This is a genomic window from Sphingobacterium sp. UBA7625 (assembly GCF_002484085.1).
In the GTDB taxonomy this organism is placed as follows: Bacteria; Bacteroidota; Bacteroidia; order Sphingobacteriales; family Sphingobacteriaceae; genus Sphingobacterium; species Sphingobacterium athyrii.
Genome location: NZ_DLJD01000027.1, coordinates 62,954 through 81,130, shown reverse-complemented (window position 1 = coordinate 81,130; position 18,177 = coordinate 62,954). Strand labels below are relative to the sequence as shown.

The window sequence follows — 18,177 nt, the reverse complement described above, 5'->3', positions numbered from 1 at the left end:
CGAATACTGACTTTGTTAATCGTCTTCCGATTAACAAAGTCAGTATTCGCATAATATAATAGAAATACTTGATCATTTTCATATAGGTTTCGATACTTATGCATGCATTCATTCGTACCAAGCATACTTTGCTGCTCCTAATGCAAAGCTTATATCAGTTCAAAATCTGTCATCAATGTTTCCTGTCCATTGACAATAATGGAAATTTTGTGTCTACCCGTGTAAAATTTTCGTGTGGTAATCACTTTAAATGATTGGTTTCGTTGGATCCGATTAATTTCAGATCCCTGGTAGATTCGCTCACTAATTTTGAATACTTTGCGTGACAATAAGCCATTTGATTTTTGGTAATACAACCCATACTCCAGACGGAGTGCTTTGGGCTGCGGCTGAGCATTTTCAATCTGAAAAGAGAAACTGACCTGCCCACCAATTTTTACGACCGGGGTTTCAATGTATAAATCGGTGATCTTGAAATCTGTGGCATCCAAACCATAATAGTGCAGAATATCGGGATGCCCTCGCTTGAGCAATGTACGGCTAGCATGTTTGATAATTGCGTCCGTATCTCTACTAATCCCTTTCCAATGCCGGGTTATGTCCAATAAAATAACCGGATGGTCTTTCGAGATATCATTTAAATTATTGGCGACACTTCTTCTTACACTTTCAGAAACATCATTTTTTAACAAGTTCAGAATGGGTAAAATTGGCGCCGGATCTTGCTTCAAAAAGGGGATAGCCATTGCCCAGGGCAATCGTGGCCGAATACCCTCACTTGCCAAACGACGAACCGCCGCATGCGGACTTTCAGCCCATTTCTCCATAACAGCGATCATCCGCTCTCTGTATTTGATGATAAAGGGACGAACCGCAAATTCACAGGTTATGAAGGTGGTAACTAATTCAAATGACTGGACCGCCAATTCAAAATGGTCAATGCCGTAAGTCTCAATATAGTCGGGAAAAATAATATATTCGAGACCAGCAGAATGGCCTGTGGCAATGAAATTTTTGACAACCTGATTGATCAATTCAACCGCTTCCTCAAAATCGGGTGGCATAAACTCATGTAGGGTCTGTGTGCTGTGTTTTGTCCGTTCCTTCCATTCCAAATCATTAAAATTAGTGCTAAAAATTCGCTTGATAAATTGTTTGCCATCGAAATCAGGCTTTATACCGCTAAACTGATCTGCTAGTTGTTGGTAAAAGCTGATGGAATAGATATCCTTAATAAGACTCATAAATACGCGCTATATAGTTTAAATATATATACCATGAATTGCCAAGCCATCTCCAAATAAGTTGGAATTTCATTGTATAAAAATTTTATTGCTAAACAAAGTTAGATCATAGAACTGACAGCAGAATGTCAACATAAAAAGATTATGATTTAACCTCGTTCAACTTTACAACTTGTATGACGCGCTGCAAAAGTAGCGTAAGTGTTTTCAATTCATTATCTGTCAACGATTTTGAAACTTTCTTTGCAATATTCTCCCTAAAATTTTCCGAATTATCGATGATATACTTGCCTTCGTCGGTCGCCCTTAGATCAAAAAATCTACGGTCTGTCCTGGACTGCTGCTGCTCGATAAGCTTATTTTCAACCAAAAATTTAAGCTGTTTGGAAATAGCAGCCTGACTGATTTGAAACGCTTCAGCAATCTGTTTTCCAGTTACCTGACGGTTTCTATATATATACTCAATAATATTATAATGCGTAGCAGTTACACCATGTACATTGCCCTTATTCATGTGTGCCAATATATAGCAATGTAAGTCTGTAAAGACATGGTAGAAATCAATTTCGTTCTCATTCATAAAACAATACATTAGTTAACTTTGTTAAATAATATACTTAACTTAGTTAAGCAATAAATACCAAAGATAATTAAAATGGAGCATATCGTTGTTATAAATGCCAAGCAGAACAATCTAAAAAATATTTCGCTTAATATTCCCAAAAGACAGATTACAGTTTTCACAGGTGTATCCGGTTCGGGCAAATCGTCCTTGGTGTTTGGAACTATCGGAGCAGAAGCCCAACGTCAGTTTAATGAAACTCAAACGAGCTTTATCAGAAATCGATTACAACATATCGGGGTACCTGAAGTGGATAAAATTGACTATTTAAATGTCCCCATTATCATCAATCAAAAAAGGCTAGGTGGGAACGCCCGTTCTACTGTAGGCACCGCAACAGATGTTTATAGCTCATTGAGGTTACTTTTTTCTAGAATGGGAACACCTTTCGTGGGCTATTCCAATGTGTTTTCATTTAATAATCCACAAGGGATGTGCAAGGGATGCGAAGGTCTTGGTTTTGTGCAGACCATAGATATCGGGCAACTCTTGGATAAGGAAAAATCCCTAAATGAGGGCGCAATCAAATTTCCGACATTTCAACCCGGTGGATGGCGCTTAACCCGATATACACTATCGGGGTACTTTGACAACAATAAGAAATTAAAAGACTACGACGAGAGGGAATGGCAGATGCTCTTAAATGCAACGGAACATAAACCCAAACATCCTGATAGACAATGGGGGAAAACTGTAAAATATGAAGGATTAATCCCCCGCATTGAAAAGGCATTCCTAAAGAAAGATTCGAAAGAGCATGTCGCACGGAAAGAAGTCCTCAAGAAGATCATTACCACGACGGACTGCCCTGTATGTAATGGTAAAAGGCTGAATAAAAAGGTGCTATCCTGTAAAATATCAGGAAAAAGTATAGCCGATTGTGCGTCGCTCGCAATAGATGAGCTTCTCGACTTCATAAACACCATAAGATCAATCACCTATGAGGTATTATTAAACGAACTGATTAGAAAATTACAACATATTGTTGATATAGGCTTGCAATATTTGACGTTGGAACGACGCACAGACACCTTGTCCGGTGGGGAATCCCAACGCATCAAGATGGTACGTAATCTCGGCAATAGTTTAACCGATTTGCTTTATATTTTCGATGAACCGAGCATAGGGCTGCATCCCAAAGACCTCCAAAATATTGCTGCTATTATCCAACAGATTAAAGCAAAAGGAAATACTTTGTTAATTGTTGAACATGATCCGGATCTGATCAAAATTGCGGATTGGGTTGTTGATATGGGGCCCGGATCCGGAAAAGCGGGCGGCGAAGTTGTATACCAGGGAAAATTTGACACACTTCCAGATTCAAAAGGGAAAACAGGAACCTATTTTGTAGGTCATTTTGACTTCAATCGAAGCCCTCGCCAAGCGAAAGGTTATCTGGAGATAAGACAGGCGGACTTACATAATTTGAAAAACATCAATGTTAACATACCAAAACAGGTTCTATCTGTTGTTACAGGCGTTGCTGGTTCGGGTAAAAGTACCCTAATCAACAAAGTTTTGCCAACATTTTACCCTGAAGTTATTGTAGTCGATCAGACCTTATTCGCCGCTAATGTACGTTCAAATTTACTTACTTATCTAAATTTATCGGATGTAATTCGAAGGCTCTTTTCGAAAGCCAATAACGTTTCTGAGAAACTATTTAGTAGAAATAGTCTTGGCGCCTGCGAAAATTGCAAAGGATTGGGTATTGAGAAGATTGATCTTGCTTTTATGGAAGATATTGAACAGGCCTGTGAACTTTGTGGTGGTTCGGGCTTTACGCCTAAAATTCTAAATTACCATTATAAAGGTAAAAATATAGTTGATATTATGAATATGACAGTAATGGAGGCCGTCAGCTTTTTCCCCGAAGAGCCATTTTATTCCGCCTTTGATTTATTATCCAAACTTGGCCTTGGTTATCTTAGCCTAGGACAGCGGCTGGATAGTTTTTCAGGTGGCGAAAGGCAACGACTGAAACTTACACGCGAACTCCATCAAAGCAATGGTATTATTGTCCTTGATGAACCGAGCACCGGATTGCATCCAACTGATACGGAAAAGCTATTGAACTTTATAGATATCCTTGTAAAAAATAAGAATACGGTTATTGTGATCGAACATAACCTGGATGTAATCGCGCAGGCAGACTGGGTAATAGACATTGGCCCAGGGGCAGGTAAATATGGAGGTGAACTACTTTTTGAAGGGACAGTGGCCAATCTATTAAAAGACAAAAGGTCGTCAACAGCAGAATATTTGTGGCAACACTTAAAAATGACATGATATACTTGCTTATTGCTCCGACACCTTGTTGCACTTAAAGTGTGCTTTCAAATATTGAAATTTCCTGGTCAAACAGGCCATAATCTTACAAATCAATCCCATAATTCCATAAAGATTTCAGAGCAGTTTGTGCGCACATTTGTATTGTAAGATTAAACATACAGATATGGCTACAAATAATTATAAAGAGACAATTTACATTCCCTTGGAAGATGTCGAAAGCGAACATTGCGCATTAATTGTTGAAAAAGAACTGGCCCTGGTGAAAGGGATTGAGAGCCACAACGTAGAATTAAATAACCGTAGGGCAGCTATTACTGTCAAGGACAACCAAGTTGTTGCCGCGGCTGTAAAAGCTGTCAAAGACCTTGGTTATGGCGTATCTACGATAACAAAGACTTTTCCGGTATTGGGAATGACCTGTGCTTCCTGTGCAAGCAGCGCCGAGAGTATGGTTAAATACGAGCAGGGGGTAGTTAATGCTTCCGTAAATTTTGCCACCGGAAATTTGACTGTCGAATATCTTCCAAATATAACCGATGCTACGAAAATCCAGAAAGCTGTTCAAGCTGGCGGCTATGATTTATTGGTAGAGGACGAAGCCACACAACAAGAAACCCTAGAGTCCATTCACGCTGAAAAATTCAGAACGCTCAAAACCAAAACAGTGTGGGCTGTCATCCTGTCCCTACCAGTGGTGGTAATTGGCATGTTCTTTATGGATATGCCTTATGCGAATCCGATTATGTGGTTCTTTGCAACACCTGTCGTACTCTGGCTGGGAAAAGACTTTTTTACCAATGCATGGAAACAAGCAAAACATGGTTCAGCCAATATGGATACCCTGGTCGCGTTAAGTACTGGGATCGCTTATATATTTAGTGTTTTCAATATGCTGTTTGCCAATTTTTGGCATCAACGCGGCTTGCATGCGCATGTCTATTTTGAAGCTGCCGCTGTGGTGATTGCTTTTATTTTGCTCGGGAAATTGCTGGAAGAGAAAGCCAAAGGCAATACCTCATCAGCTATAAAAAAGCTGATGGGCTTGCAACCTAAGACAGTGATGGTAATACAAGCAGATGGATCTGAAAGACAGGTTGCTATAGCAGCGGTCAATGTTGGCGATATCATTCAGGTAAAACCGGGTGAAAAAATTGCTGTTGACGGGATGGTGATATCGGGCGATTCCTACGTGGATGAAAGCATGTTGAGTGGTGAACCTGTACCTGTTCTGAAAAAAGAAAATGAAAAAGTTTTTGCCGGTACGATCAATCAAAAAGGCAGCTTCCAGTTTCGCGCCGTAAAAGTGGGTAAGGAGACCATGCTAGCTCAGATCATCAAAATGGTTCAGGACGCCCAGGGTAGTAAAGCTCCCGTACAAAAAATGGTTGATAAAATTGCCGGTGTATTTGTTCCGGTCGTCATCGGCATTGCACTATTCACCTTTGCCATGTGGCTTATTTTGGGTGGGGATAACGGCTTGGTACAAGGTTTGTTGGCCGCTGTTACCGTACTAGTTATCGCCTGTCCCTGCGCACTTGGCCTAGCAACACCTACCGCAATCATGGTTGGCGTAGGAAAAGGGGCGGAGCATGGTATCTTGATCAAAGATGCGGAAAGCCTTGAGCTTGCCAAACGCGTCAATGCGATCGTATTGGATAAAACCGGAACAATAACGGAAGGAAGACCACGGGTAACGGGTATACAATGGTTAAACGATGATGATGCCACAAATGGTATCTTATTGAATATTGAGAAACAGTCAGAACATCCGCTGGCGGAGGCAGTAGTCAATCATTTGGAAGGTGTAAGCATCACGCCGATAGCTGCATTCGATAGCATAACAGGCAAAGGAGCAAAAGCGAATTATGGACCGGAAACTTATTATGTAGGAAATAAGAAACTGCTGATGGAAAATGGGATCAGCGTAGCGGCAGAATTGCAGCGTCAGGCAGACCAATGGAGTGAAGAGTCCAAAACTGTTATCTGGTTCGCAAATAGCACAAATACACTTGCGGTAATTGCAATTTCCGATAAAATCAAAGAAACCTCCGTGTTGGCCATTCAAGAAATGCAGGCCATGGGTATTGAACTTTATATGCTGACGGGTGATAATGAATCTACTGCTAAAGCGATTGCCGAACAAACCGGTATTAAACACTACAAAGCGGAAGTCATGCCACAACACAAAGCTGACTTTGTAAAAGAACTTCAACAACAGGGAAAAGTGGTGGCCATGGTTGGCGACGGTATTAATGACAGCACCGCGCTGGCAACGGCTGACGTCAGCATAGCGATGGGTAAAGGAAGCGATATTGCTATGGATGTGGCAAAAATGACCATCATCTCCTCGGATCTAACTAAAATACCCCAGGCAATCCGGCTGTCAAAACAAACGGTGACCACGATCAAACAAAATTTATTCTGGGCTTTTATTTACAATGTGATCGGTATCCCGCTCGCAGCAGGCATACTCTTTCCGATCAATGGCTTCCTTTTAAATCCTATGATCGCCGGAGCGGCAATGGCCTTGAGCAGTGTTAGTGTAGTGAGCAATAGCTTACGTTTAAAATGGAAAAAATAGAATTAGTAATATTAAAATTAAATAACATGGAAAGCAAAAACATTCAATTCAAAACAAACCTCAACTGTGGAGGCTGTGTAGCCAAAGTTCGTGCTGATCTGGACAATGCCGAAGGGATCTGCGAATGGAATGTCGACACATCGAACAATGATAAGATTCTCACCGTGAAATCAAACGGTATATCCGAAGAAGAAGTTATGGAGATTATCAAAAAGAAAGGCTTTATTGCAGAACCGCATTCTGCATAATTAACTGCAATCATCAAGGAAAAGTCGTCCGTTTATACTGGACGGCTTTTCTTTGTTAGTTAAATGAGGTAGTTTTTTAAAGCCTATAGTTGGCATTTTGGCCAGGAAGTGCTTGCTATAGCGACTATTTTGAATGCTATAGCAAGCACTTTAAAGTAAATAAAATAGCTTCAGTCACTTGTGTGCTTGCACAATTAAGCTTATTTTAGCCATTGATGGGCTACATTAAATCTGATATTTTTAAAAACTACGGACAATACGTGATGACTTTACTTATGTTGGTCGTCGTATGGTTCACATCCTGCCCAATAAAGAGTGGAATCAAAAGTCTCATCGGGCTAACGATAAATACTTACCTATTTTTCTCCAATACCAGACATTGCGCATCTAGGATTATCTTTCTTTCAAAAGTTTGTGTCTTCTCAACAGAACGGTAGCAACTGTATTCACATTTTTATACAGCTGAAGGTTAGCAAGGTGAAAAAATTAAGGCAATAAATTTCGAATATAAACTATAGTAACTTACACATACAATGATGAATATAAGATTTAACAGTATAACCATACGTATTGGGCTTTTTATTATCGCGGCAGGTGTTTTGACTGCCTGCGGAAATCCAACTCCGAGTAACAAACCCAAAACGGAAAAAGAGCAGCCTATCCAGGAGATGCAAACACCAAAAGTAGCAGACGTTTCTTTTAAAGATAAGTCTGGAAATGTCGTATCGTTGAGTGCTTTAAAAGGGAAAGTTGTGTTTATCAACTTCTGGGCTACCTGGTGTCCTCCGTGTATACATGAGATGCCGTCCATAAATACCTTAAGACAAGGATTCAAGGGTAATAAAAATATTGAATTCCTGATGGTGGATGTAGATAATGATATCGATCAATCGGCAGCATTTATGGAAAAGAACAATTATGACTTGCCTTTATACACTCCCGCAGGAGAAATCCCACCTGAGTTTTTAGGTGGATCAATTCCTACCACAGTCATTCTAGACAAAAATGGACAGATAATCGAACGCTTAGAGGGGAGTAGAGACTATGCTGCTCCAGAGATAGTAAAAGCATTGACGGAACTTACAAAGGCAAATTAACACACGAACAAATAGTTCAAGTGAAATGTCGTAAGAGAGAGCTAAATGGATTTTAATCTATTTAGCTCTTTTTATAATACGATAAGATTTTACGATACTACACTTACAGCCTCTTTGATCAATGCTGTAATTTCATTTGGATGGGTAGCCAGGGAAGCATGACTAGCTGCTAAATGAATGATTTTTTTGCGTTGATCCGCTCAGCCATTTCTATTTGTGTTGCCGGTGGTATCATATGATCATTGTCTGATACCTGGTACCAGCTAGGTTTTGCTTTCCACGCCGGTTCATCCGCCTCAGCGGCGAAAATACTGCCATGACTTGGCTTTTGAGCCAAAGACATCACGATTGCATCTTTTTCGTTTAAATCATGGGCAAAGCTTTCGTGGAATTTACCGTGCTTGATCCAAAGAAATCCTTTTGCATCAGGAACAATACTTGCTGCGCCAGAAGGCTTCTCTCTGCGACTGAATATCCCGCTTAAGCTTTCGCCCTTCTCCGGAGCAAAGGCATATGTTTTTGGGCAACCAATTGAAATATCTGCCACAACATTGAATCATATGCTTGCTTTGCCATTGATAATAAAAACTAACTTATTGCTATCACAACAGCCCAAATCCTGGACTTTATTTATCTTGGGTGGGATCATTATCTAGAAAGAAAGCTCTTTTCGAATCGTGATGAAGAAGAGCGGGGAGACCGAAGCCTAATGCTAATTAGCGTGTTCGTATATAAAATAATGCCGTTCGTATAATTTTATCAATCTGTATTTATTTTTCTTTTAGCTTTATCCCAAATAACAGCTACTTCTCAAAAAATAGTTTTTTGTAAGCATTCTCCTGCTGTTGATTACGAACTTTGGCTGTATGTCAGCAGGTATTCTGTTGTGTTGACAGAATTATCAGGAGAAACTCAAATAGTAAATGACATTGTATGCCAGACAACAAAAGGAAGAAAATCGTATTTGCCGTAACAGTAATTTTTGGACTACTGTCCATACACAAAGCTTTAGCACAATTCGGAATGGGCATTCGGGCAGGAGGCAATCTATCAAGTACAGATGGCTCAGCCTTTCGCTCAAATAAGAGAGTCGGTTTTCAGATCGGAGGGGATCTTACTTATCGTTTCAATAAAAACATCGCTTTACAAGCTGAACCAGTCTATAACTTGATGCGGATCCGAAATAATGACCAGACAGCACAGCGTGAGCACGGTATTGGAGCCGGTACCAGAAAGTTAGCCTATATGAGTGTACCACTCTATTTGAAACTAAACTTTACCCGCACTATTGCAATTATGGGTGGTCTCGACTTTAATTTTCTACTCAATGATGACCGCTATAAATTGAACAATGGAGACAATGCATTCCGTAGTAGACCAAGAACAGGGTACAGTTTAGGTGCAGAATTGGGTGGAGTTTATTTTCGGTATCGAAAATTTAATAGAACAAATAATATTATTGACAATTGGACTGCGGATATTGAACAATATCAACTGGGATTCAAATTTGAATTATTTTAAATGAATTTCGGTGCAAAACCTGATTGTGGAAGACTTTGCTGAAAAGTTAGTTTTAATGCATAAAAATTGATATTGGCAATATTAACAGGAGAGAGCCATCCCGATGTAATCGGGATGGTTTTTTTATTATATGTTATCCTATGTTTTCCGCCGATAACATTTCAATCTGCCACCTGACATGGTCTATTGTAATCGGATATTCAACATCATTAATAAGATTTTCATAGATAGCATTGAATAATAGATTATAATCTCCTTTATGCGGGCGAAGGTAAGATATATGCTTTTGATTTGAGCTATCGATGGTCACAAGTTTTCCTTCGCTGCCTTCCGGCTCCATGCCATATATCGAATTGTTGGGAAGCATACCATCTATTAATTGTTGTTCCTGTACATCAGCCATCGTTTTAATAAAGCTCCCCTTTGTACCGTTTAAAACAAAAGCGGGTAAAGGTTCAGCAACAGCGAGACTTCCCGTTAAAAATACATTTAAGCCATCCGGATAATGCAAATGATAATGAAAGTAATCCGCGACTTGGGAATCCGGTCGGTTGATTGAGGTTGTTTTACTGAATTTTAATGGTTTACCAAAAAGTGCGATAGCCTGATCTATTATATGAGGCCCTAAGTCGTATGTGAGACCGCTGGAGATGTATTGGTTATTTTCCTTGAAATATTTTTGACCCAATTCCAGTTTATAGCGGTCGAAGCGAAAAGATACTTCAACCAGTTTGCCAAGATCACCGCTTTCGACAACTTTCTTTACATCAAGGAAATGACTATCATAACGTCTGTTTTGATAAAAGAAAATCCGCTTCCCGCTTTTCTTGCTGACCTCAATAAGTTCGTCGAATTGAGCAATATTTTCCACTGCTGGCTTCTCGATAAGGACATGTTTTCCTGCTTTTAGCGCGTCGATAGCGAACTCAAAATGGGTATGGTTTGGTGTATTTACAATCACAAGCTCTATTGTATCGTCAGCCAATAATTGAGCTACACTGTCATAACTAATAATTTCTGGATAAAGTTCCTGCGCTGTTTTATTTGACCGCTCTACGACAGCGGTTAAGTTAAAATGTGGACTAATATGGATGAAAGGTGCGTGAAAGACACGCCCAGACATGCCAAAACTTAAAATTCCGGTGTTGATTTTGGTACTTGTCATTTATATCTAATCTTGTTGTAGCGATGTTGTCCGAAATTGAATATTCTTCCGAATATTCATGACATTGTCTAACCTAGGAAAGACCTAAACATAAATATAGAAATATCCCGCTTATTTTAATGAATCTCCTTCATTATTTTGATCGGATTTTCAGGAAATAACACATATATGATCCGTGCCAACCTTACTTTATCCGATACATGTGTATCGAAGAATGCATTCAGAAGAAAGGTTTTGATTTATTTTGGAATAAGAAGTATATTTGGTTAATCGACAAAATCGGTTTTGCTTTTTTGTCAAACTATAGCCAATTCATTTACGTCAACTAGCAAAATAAATTTGATGTGTATATGGGGATGAGCATTAGAGATCGTTTCGGTCGTAAGAAATTATTGCGGACAGGAGCAGTTGGAATGGTTTTCTTTTTATTGTTATCAGCTTATGGACTAAAGGGTGCCCACGACGATTATCTCTTATTTTTCATTATCGGTTTTATTGCTGCCTTTGCGTTATCGCAGGGAGCGCTGGAGGAAATAAAATAGGCTTTATGAAGACATTTATTAGACTTTATATTATTATCCAATCTGTTATTTTACAGGGATGCAGTACACAGCATGGAAAAAACTGGGTAATGGGTGGATTTGAACGGCCTACTGGCATTAACCCCGTTATTGCACCGGACAGTAGCACCAGCTTCTACGATCCTCTTAGCCAAACGACCATCCGCTGGGAGGATAATGACACGTTTAATCCGGCGGCCGCTGTCATTGGAGACAGTGTCTATGTCATTTATCGCGCTGAAGATAAAACAGGAGTAAAAATCGGACATAGAACCTCCCGTCTAGGACTTGCCGCGAGCGGGGATGGGCTGCATTTTGAACGAAGCAAAACACCAATATTCTTTCCGGATAAGGATAGTCAACAGGCCAACGAATGGCCGGGGGGAACTGAAGACCCACGGATTGCCCAGGCTCAAGACGGAACCTTTGTCATGTTCTACACACAATGGAATCGCAAGGTTCCCCGATTAGGTGTAGCCACCTCCAGCGATCTAAGAAACTGGACAAAGCATGGACCTATTTTCCAAAAATCCAACAAGTTGCCCAACCTTGTTAACATGGCGCATAAGTCCGCATCTATTCTCACAAAATTGGTAGGAGATAGGCAGGTTATCACTCAGGTAAATGGTAAGTACTGGTTATATTGGGGCGAATACGGGGTGTATGGAGCTACATCAGACAATCTGATCGACTGGGAACCTGTAGTGGATAAAGATGGAAGGTTGCAGGCATTTATTTCGCCACGCGAGGGCTATTTTGACAGCTCTCTCACCGAATGTGGTCCACCCGCGATTTTGACAGCGAAAGGAATTCTACTCCTCTATAACGGCAAAAACCATGCATATAAAGGGGATCCAAGATTCAATAAAAACACCTATTCAGCAGGGCAGGTGCTCTTTGACAGGAAAGATCCCACCAAAGTATTAGCTCGTCTGGATACACCATTTCTACGTCCAATGGAAGCTTTTGAAAAGAGCGGACAATATGTCGATGGGACTGTATTTATCGAGGGCTTGGTATATTTTAAACAAAAATGGTTTCTATATTACGGCTGTGCTGATTCACGCGTCGGTGTAGCAGTTTTTGACCCGCAAAAGCCAGCTGTGCTAGATCCTTTACCTGATTGATGAAAATAGCATTTTTTTACTTCTATTAACATCAACAAATACAAGCCCTATGCATCCCGTTTCCACAAGTTTTGAAACTGATGGCCCATTTAGGGGATGCCACAGGCGGTTATAAAAACAACGAATGGCCTGAAACGCAAAAAAGGCAAACCATTTTACTGATCTGCCTTTTGGGTAAGTAATCGGGCTCGAACCGACGACCCCTAGAACCACAATCTAGTGCTCTAACCAACTGAGCTATACCTACCGTGATTTTGATGATACAAAAGTACAATTAAACCCTATTCCCTCCAAATAATTAAATGAAAAAAAACAGCGATTAAAGGCAACTAGGTGAAGGTTAGTTTATTAAATTTTAACAAAAAACGAATGCAATAGTCAGCGGATGGAGATTTGGTATTTTTACTCATGATAATGTCCGTTTTTTGCTGAATATTTGAATAAAAAAGCGATTACCCGAATAGAGTAATCGCTTTTTTCTATTTAGACTATAGTCTTATTAGATCATCTCAACGCTTCTTTTTACGAAAGACGTCAAGTCTGCACCTGATAAAAGACCTCTTGACAAGAGTGCTAAATCAAAAGCCTGTTTCGCTAATTTCGCACCTTCTTCGTCAGAAGCGGATAAAATCCGTTTGATCAAAGGGTGATTGCCATTAACCGTTACCTTGTAATTGTCAGGCAGTGAACCATAGAAGTTCATACCACCACCAGTTTTGGCCATATCTTTCATACGACGCATAAACTCATCGATAGTGACGGATACTGGAAAGTCAGCTTCACGGAGCGCATCCACCTCAACCTTCATATCTTGACGAGAAATCGCTTTTTCAAAAACCTCCAATGCTTTTTTGGATTCCTCTTCGGACAACGAAAGTTCTATTTTTTCGTCTTTTTGAATAAGCTTGTCGATTACATCTGCGTCTACACGTTTAAGCTGTACTTTTTCGCCGCCCTTTTGCTCTAAATAAGAAGTAAAGTGCGTGTCAAGCGGGCCGTCGAGCACCAATACATCATAACCTTTGTTTAACGCTGTTTGGATAAAGCCATCTTGCTGAGCAGCATCGTGTGTATAGAGGTAAATGATATTACCATCTTTGTCGACTTGAATGTCTTTTACCTTTTCGTAATATTCTTTGATCGTAAAGCTTGCATTGCCTGTATTTTTCAAAAGACAGAAATCACTAGCTTTTTCTGCAAACTTCTCATCACTTAACATACCGTACTTGATAAAAAGGCCGATATCGTTCCATTTTTCTTCAAAACCTTTGCGGTCAGTTTTGAATATTTCATTTAATTTATCAGCAACTTTTTTAGTGATGTAACTATTGATCTTTTTGACATTACTATCAGCCTGCAAGAATGAGCGGGAGACATTCAATGGGATATCAGGTGAATCAATTACACCGTGCAGTAACATTAGGAATTCTGGTACAATATCTTTCACTTCATCAGTGATGAATACTTGTCGCGAATAAAGCTTGATTTTGTTACGTTGGATTTCAAGCTCATTTTTCACCTTGGGGAAGTAAAGTATACCAGTCAAATTAAATGGATAGTCTACATTAAGGTGGATCCAAAACAATGGCTCGTCCATCGAATAAGGATATAGTTCGCGATAGAAAGCTAAATAATCCTCATCTTTTAATTCAGAAGGAGACTTTGTCCATGCTGGATTTGTATTGTTGATTATATTATCAACTTCTACAGATTTATATTTTGGCTTGCCTTCCTCATCTTCACCATCTGCCTCAGAACTTGTCTTGGTACCGAAACGGATTGGAATAGGAAGGAACTTCGCATATTTGTCCAAGATATCCTGCAGACGTGCGTGGCTCAAAAACTCGGTCGACTCGTCATTGATGTGCAAAATGACATCTGTACCACGTGTTGTTCTAGTCCCTGTTGAAATTTCGTAAGAGGTACTACCGTCACAGGTCCAGTGCGCCGGCTCAGCTCCATCTTGGTAGGATAATGATTGAATTTCTACGGTATCTGCCACCATAAATGCAGAATAGAATCCTAATCCAAAGCGACCAATAATCTCGTTTGCATCGTTCGCTTCTTTGAATTTCTCCATAAATTCCGTTGCTCCCGAAAACGCAATCTGATTAATATATTTTTTGATTTCTTCGGCTGTCATACCGATACCATTATCCGAAATCGTAATGGTCTTGGCCGCTTCATCAAACTTGACGTCTACGATTAACTCACCTGTTTCGCCATTGTATTGCCCCAAAGAAGCCAAACGTTTAATCTTTTGGGAAGCATCAACTGCATTAGATACCAGTTCTCGCAAGAAAATCTCATTATCTGAGTATAAGAATTTTTTGATTACGGGAAATATGTTCTCCGTGTGGATTGAAATACTACCTTTTTCTGGATTCATAATTTTGTATGTTGCTATTTAATGTTATGATTTTGGTGATCCATGCACAATCAATGTTCCAAATACTGATAGTAGGACAGGATGGCAGAAATTCATTCATTTTGTCATAACGTTCAATATGCCCTCGTAATCGAAATTAAAACCTATGTCAAGATAGCGTAGACAGAAGAATAGTTCAATTTAACTCTGGGCTCTGTGGAAAATTGGCAACATGCGCATATTTAGGACCTAACCCAATAATGGCGTCCTTCCAGAGCAACTCGCCGTTTCCTTCAAAAATAATTTGATGATGGTATTTATTTTGAACCGCCCAGCTATTCTCATTGATTTCCTTGTCCAATTGACCGGTCGACCAACCTGAATAGCCGATGAAAAATTTAATTTCATCAGTTTTAATCTCATGCTGTTGAATGGCGCTAATAAGCTTTTCTTCGTCACCACCAAAGTAAAGATTGGGAGCAACTTCTTCACCGCTTAATAAAAGATCGAATCGGCTATGTACAAAAAACAAGCTTTCTTGTGCTACAGGCCCGCCAAGATAAATTGGAAAAGTACATGTCGATATCGGCTCCAATAATTGACCAATCTGAACATTTGTCTTATTATTCAAGACAAAGCCCCAACTTCCTTCGCTGTTATGGTCACAGAGTAGTATAACGGACCTTAAGAACCGGGGATCCAGCATAAACGGTTCTGAGATCAATAAACTTCCTTTTTGTGGGTCTAATTCATTAAACATAGGACGTAAGATTAAGTATATGTCGAAATATATCCATTTTTTATTTAACATATGCGAGATCTGTGCCAAAAAAACGTTTTTGGTAATTTCTACTAAGTTTATAGAGAAAAAGCAATGATTTTAGTAAGTTTGTAAGAATATAGAAATAGGTTTATATGTCCATTCAACATAAAGATATTGCAGCGATCAGACAAGATTACGTTTTAGGTAACCTATCTGAATCGGATGTGGATTATGATCCCGTCCTTCAGTTCAAAAAATGGTTTGATGAGGCCATTCATAGTGAAGTCATTGAGCCCAATGCAATGGTACTGTCTACTGTATCATCGCAACATTTACCCTCCTCAAGGATTGTGTTGTTAAAAGATATTGCAGATGGGGGTTTGGTATTCTTCACAAATTACGAAAGCCGGAAAGGGGAAGATATGAAAGCCAATCCGCATGCAGCACTCTTATTTTTCTGGCCCGAACTACAACGACAAATTCGTGTTGAGGGTGTAATTGAATTTGCCAATGAATCCAATTCGGATGAGTATTTTCAATCGCGCCCCAAAGCAAGTCGTATAGGTGCTTTGGCATCGCCGCAGAGCCGCGAAATTCCAAATAGAGATTTTTTGGAAAGTAGAGTAGAAGAGCTTCAGAAGCAATATACCGACGATGTACCCGTACCTCGTCCGGCACATTGGGGCGGTTATATCTTAAAACCCATCTATTTTGAATTTTGGCAGGGGCGCGCAAGCCGTCTTCATGACCGTATTGTCTATAAAAAAGTATCAGATTCTTGGAAAATCACGCGTCTAGCCCCATAATATGACATTTGAAGAAATTAAATCAAAACTAGTTTCCGCATTGGGGGGCTCAATAATACTGAAAGAAGAGGTCACTGGATTACAACCAGCTTTGTTTATCGCCTCGGAAGATCTACTACCTGTCTGTTCTTTTCTTCGAGATACGGAAGGACTTTATTTTGACTTTTTGAGCAATATAACGGCGGTAGATTACGAAGAGCACTTTACCATTGTTTACCATCTTAATTCCCTGCCTTATCAACATACACTTGTTTTGAAAGTGGAATTGGAGGCGAACCGGTCTTTGGACGAACTACCGGAGATTGCATCAATAACATCCGTTTGGCGTACAGCAGATTGGCATGAAAGAGAAGCATTTGATCTGATGGGAATTTATTTTTCAGGACATCCTGACCTGCGACGAATCCTTTTACCCGATGATTGGGAGGGACATCCATTACGCAAAGATTATCAGGACGCTGAAAAATATCATGGTATTAACATTAATTGATCCCTATGGCGAATCCAAAATATAGAGAAGCATTAGCGCGTTATGAAAAACATTTAACGGAGATCTCGACACAAGAAATGGTGTTGAATATGGGACCCCAACACCCGTCGACACACGGGGTATTACGCTTGCAACTGATTACCGACGGCGAAATTGTGAAAGAGGTCGTTCCACATTTGGGATATCTGCATCGATGTTTCGACAAACATGCTGAATCATTAAACTATGGTAAAACAATTCCTTTCACCGATCGCTTAGATTATCTTGCATCAATGAATAATAGTCATGCGTTCGTCATGGGTGTAGAACGTATGCTGGGTTTGGATAGTAAGATTCCCAAAAGGGTAGAATATATCCGTGTATTGGTATGTGAACTGAACCGCATTGCATCACACCTTATTGCTATCGGTACATACGGCATTGATATCGGTGCAACAACTCCTTTTCTATGGTGTTTTAGAGACCGTGAGCATATCATGAACATGTTGGAATGGGTATCCGGTTCCCGCATGTTATATAACTATATATGGGTTGGCGGGCTTTTCTACGATTTACCCGTTGGCTTTGAAGCACGTTGTTCCGAATTTATAAGTTATTTTAAACCAAAACTGGTTGAGCTTGATGGGATATTAACGCAGAATCAGATATTTATATCCCGAACAGCTAATATAGGCGTCTTACCCGCTGACGTTGCGATCAATTATGGTGTTTCTGGCCCTATGCTGCGAGCCTCGGGTATAAAATGGGATTTGAGACGGATTGATGGGTATTCCGTTTATCCGGAAATAGACTTTGAGATCCCGGTGGGACAAGGAGCCATGGGCAGTATCGGAGATTGCTGGGACCGCTATAAGGTTAGGGTAGATGAAGTACGTGAATCTGTACGTATCGTTGAACAATGCCTTGAACGGTTACAAAAAGATTTTAAGCGTACCGCAGATTTTGATCCGCGTGCTTTGGTGCCCAAAAAAGTAAATTTGAAAGCACAAGATTACTATGTGCGTGCGGAGAACCCGAAAGGAGAACTTGGTTTTTATTTTGTAACGAAAGAAAAATCCGATATTCCCTTAAGAGTGAAATCAAGAGGACCAAGTTTCAACAATCTTTCTGTCATTTCCGAATTGGGAAAAGGGGTTTTAATTGCCGACCTCATTGCAATACTCGGGTCAATTGATATTGTCCTGGGCGAAGTTGATCGATGAAATTGCAGTATTGTGCATATTATCAAATGTTTTTGACAAAAACTGAGACATTGTATTGAAAATGTTGCATAAAAACGCATTAAAATTTGCA

16 protein-coding genes and 1 tRNA gene are annotated in these 18,177 nt (G+C 39.9%); 10 read left to right on the top strand and 7 right to left on the bottom strand.

Annotated elements, in window-relative coordinates; genetic code table 11:
* Nucleotides 1–149: 149 nt before the first annotated feature.
* Together B4G94_RS11855 and B4G94_RS11850 are read right to left on the bottom strand one after the other, a co-directional pair.
* Nucleotides 150–1,244, bottom strand: a complete 1,095-nt coding sequence (locus B4G94_RS11855; protein WP_286859053.1) for a DNA alkylation repair protein — start codon at nt 1,242–1,244, stop codon at nt 150–152.
* 142 nt (nt 1,245–1,386) lie between these two features.
* Nucleotides 1,387–1,824, bottom strand: coding sequence for a MarR family winged helix-turn-helix transcriptional regulator (locus tag B4G94_RS11850; protein ID WP_286859051.1), 438 nt, complete (start codon nt 1,822–1,824; stop codon nt 1,387–1,389).
* A 75-nt stretch (nt 1,825–1,899) separates the two neighbouring features.
* On the opposite strand from B4G94_RS11850, the gene B4G94_RS11845 reads away from it, so the two are divergent.
* The 4 genes from B4G94_RS11845 (at nt 1,900) to B4G94_RS11830 (ending at nt 8,084) form a co-directional block, all read left to right on the top strand.
* Nucleotides 1,900–4,155 (top strand): excinuclease ABC subunit UvrA, encoded by a 2,256-nt coding sequence (locus tag B4G94_RS11845; RefSeq protein WP_286859049.1) that lies wholly within the window; start codon nt 1,900–1,902, stop codon nt 4,153–4,155.
* A gap of 166 nt (nt 4,156–4,321) precedes the next feature.
* Entirely contained in the window at nt 4,322–6,739 is a 2,418-nt protein-coding gene (locus B4G94_RS11840) for a heavy metal translocating P-type ATPase (RefSeq protein ID WP_286859047.1), read from the top strand.
* Between the two features lie 26 nt (nt 6,740–6,765).
* The gene (locus B4G94_RS11835) at nt 6,766–6,987 is read left to right on the top strand and encodes a heavy-metal-associated domain-containing protein (RefSeq protein WP_108634550.1); all 222 of its coding nucleotides are present in this window, start codon (nt 6,766–6,768) and stop codon (nt 6,985–6,987) included.
* 533 nt (nt 6,988–7,520) lie between these two features.
* Nucleotides 7,521–8,084, top strand: coding sequence for a TlpA family protein disulfide reductase (locus tag B4G94_RS11830; protein ID WP_286859044.1), 564 nt, complete (start codon nt 7,521–7,523; stop codon nt 8,082–8,084).
* 169 nt (nt 8,085–8,253) lie between these two features.
* On the opposite strand, the gene B4G94_RS11825 is transcribed toward B4G94_RS11830, so the two are convergent.
* Nucleotides 8,254–8,631, bottom strand: coding sequence for a hypothetical protein (locus B4G94_RS11825; RefSeq protein WP_286859042.1), 378 nt, complete (start codon nt 8,629–8,631; stop codon nt 8,254–8,256).
* A 386-nt stretch (nt 8,632–9,017) separates the two neighbouring features.
* Between B4G94_RS11825 and B4G94_RS11820 the strand changes: the two genes are divergently transcribed.
* Entirely contained in the window at nt 9,018–9,605 is a 588-nt protein-coding gene (locus tag B4G94_RS11820; protein WP_286859040.1) for an outer membrane beta-barrel protein, read from the top strand.
* Nucleotides 9,606–9,738: 133 nt separating this feature from the next.
* Here the strand turns inward: B4G94_RS11820 and B4G94_RS11815 are convergent, their stop codons facing one another.
* Complete coding sequence (locus tag B4G94_RS11815; RefSeq protein WP_286859038.1) at nt 9,739–10,770, bottom strand: Gfo/Idh/MocA family oxidoreductase; 1,032 nt, start codon at nt 10,768–10,770, stop codon at nt 9,739–9,741.
* Between the two features lie 350 nt (nt 10,771–11,120).
* Here B4G94_RS11815 and B4G94_RS11810 point away from each other — a divergent pair, with 350 nt between their 5' ends.
* Both B4G94_RS11810 and B4G94_RS11805 read left to right on the top strand, forming a co-directional pair.
* Nucleotides 11,121–11,312, top strand: coding sequence for an MFS transporter (locus B4G94_RS11810; RefSeq protein ID WP_286859037.1), 192 nt, complete (start codon nt 11,121–11,123; stop codon nt 11,310–11,312).
* 5 nt (nt 11,313–11,317) lie between these two features.
* Nucleotides 11,318–12,457, top strand: coding sequence for a glycoside hydrolase family 130 protein (locus B4G94_RS11805; RefSeq protein WP_286859035.1), 1,140 nt, complete (start codon nt 11,318–11,320; stop codon nt 12,455–12,457).
* Nucleotides 12,458–12,630: 173 nt separating this feature from the next.
* On the opposite strand, the gene B4G94_RS11800 is transcribed toward B4G94_RS11805, so the two are convergent.
* From B4G94_RS11800 to B4G94_RS11790, 3 genes are all read right to left on the bottom strand, one after another.
* A tRNA-His gene (locus B4G94_RS11800) sits at nt 12,631–12,704 on the bottom strand.
* 252 nt (nt 12,705–12,956) lie between these two features.
* Nucleotides 12,957–14,846, bottom strand: a complete 1,890-nt coding sequence (htpG, locus tag B4G94_RS11795) for a molecular chaperone HtpG (RefSeq protein ID WP_286859033.1) — start codon at nt 14,844–14,846, stop codon at nt 12,957–12,959.
* A 175-nt stretch (nt 14,847–15,021) separates the two neighbouring features.
* Nucleotides 15,022–15,585, bottom strand: a complete 564-nt coding sequence (locus B4G94_RS11790) for a YqgE/AlgH family protein (protein WP_286859031.1) — start codon at nt 15,583–15,585, stop codon at nt 15,022–15,024.
* Nucleotides 15,586–15,740: 155 nt separating this feature from the next.
* Between B4G94_RS11790 and pdxH the strand changes: the two genes are divergently transcribed.
* Genes pdxH through B4G94_RS11775 form a run of 3 tightly spaced genes read left to right on the top strand, consistent with a single transcriptional unit; the run spans nt 15,741 to nt 18,086 of the window.
* Nucleotides 15,741–16,394, top strand: a complete 654-nt coding sequence (pdxH, locus tag B4G94_RS11785; RefSeq protein WP_108634257.1) for a pyridoxamine 5'-phosphate oxidase — start codon at nt 15,741–15,743, stop codon at nt 16,392–16,394.
* Nucleotide 16,395: 1 nt separating this feature from the next.
* Nucleotides 16,396–16,884, top strand: a complete 489-nt coding sequence (locus B4G94_RS11780) for an NADH-quinone oxidoreductase subunit C (RefSeq protein ID WP_108634258.1) — start codon at nt 16,396–16,398, stop codon at nt 16,882–16,884.
* A 5-nt stretch (nt 16,885–16,889) separates the two neighbouring features.
* Entirely contained in the window at nt 16,890–18,086 is a 1,197-nt protein-coding gene (locus B4G94_RS11775; protein WP_376786638.1) for an NADH-quinone oxidoreductase subunit D, read from the top strand.
* Nucleotides 18,087–18,177: the final 91 nt, after the last annotated feature.

What these genes read in the sequence shown, in the direction of transcription:
- B4G94_RS11855 (WP_286859053.1), bottom strand. Translation starts at nt 1,244, where the DNA reads ATGAGTCTTATTAAGGATATCTATTCCATCAGCTTTTACCAACAACTA.
- B4G94_RS11850 (WP_286859051.1), bottom strand. Translation starts at nt 1,824, where the DNA reads ATGAATGAGAACGAAATTGATTTCTACCATGTCTTTACAGACTTACAT.
- B4G94_RS11845 (WP_286859049.1), top strand. Translation starts at nt 1,900, where the DNA reads ATGGAGCATATCGTTGTTATAAATGCCAAGCAGAACAATCTAAAAAAT.
- B4G94_RS11840 (WP_286859047.1), top strand. Translation starts at nt 4,322, where the DNA reads ATGGCTACAAATAATTATAAAGAGACAATTTACATTCCCTTGGAAGAT.
- B4G94_RS11835 (WP_108634550.1), top strand. Translation starts at nt 6,766, where the DNA reads ATGGAAAGCAAAAACATTCAATTCAAAACAAACCTCAACTGTGGAGGC.
- B4G94_RS11830 (WP_286859044.1), top strand. Translation starts at nt 7,521, where the DNA reads ATGATGAATATAAGATTTAACAGTATAACCATACGTATTGGGCTTTTT.
- B4G94_RS11820 (WP_286859040.1), top strand. Translation starts at nt 9,018, where the DNA reads ATGCCAGACAACAAAAGGAAGAAAATCGTATTTGCCGTAACAGTAATT.
- B4G94_RS11815 (WP_286859038.1), bottom strand. Translation starts at nt 10,770, where the DNA reads ATGACAAGTACCAAAATCAACACCGGAATTTTAAGTTTTGGCATGTCT.
- B4G94_RS11810 (WP_286859037.1), top strand. Translation starts at nt 11,121, where the DNA reads ATGGGGATGAGCATTAGAGATCGTTTCGGTCGTAAGAAATTATTGCGG.
- B4G94_RS11805 (WP_286859035.1), top strand. Translation starts at nt 11,318, where the DNA reads ATGAAGACATTTATTAGACTTTATATTATTATCCAATCTGTTATTTTA.
- htpG (WP_286859033.1), bottom strand. Translation starts at nt 14,846, where the DNA reads ATGAATCCAGAAAAAGGTAGTATTTCAATCCACACGGAGAACATATTT.
- B4G94_RS11790 (WP_286859031.1), bottom strand. Translation starts at nt 15,585, where the DNA reads ATGTTTAATGAATTAGACCCACAAAAAGGAAGTTTATTGATCTCAGAA.
- pdxH (WP_108634257.1), top strand. Translation starts at nt 15,741, where the DNA reads ATGTCCATTCAACATAAAGATATTGCAGCGATCAGACAAGATTACGTT.
- B4G94_RS11780 (WP_108634258.1), top strand. Translation starts at nt 16,396, where the DNA reads ATGACATTTGAAGAAATTAAATCAAAACTAGTTTCCGCATTGGGGGGC.
- B4G94_RS11775 (WP_376786638.1), top strand. Translation starts at nt 16,890, where the DNA reads ATGGCGAATCCAAAATATAGAGAAGCATTAGCGCGTTATGAAAAACAT.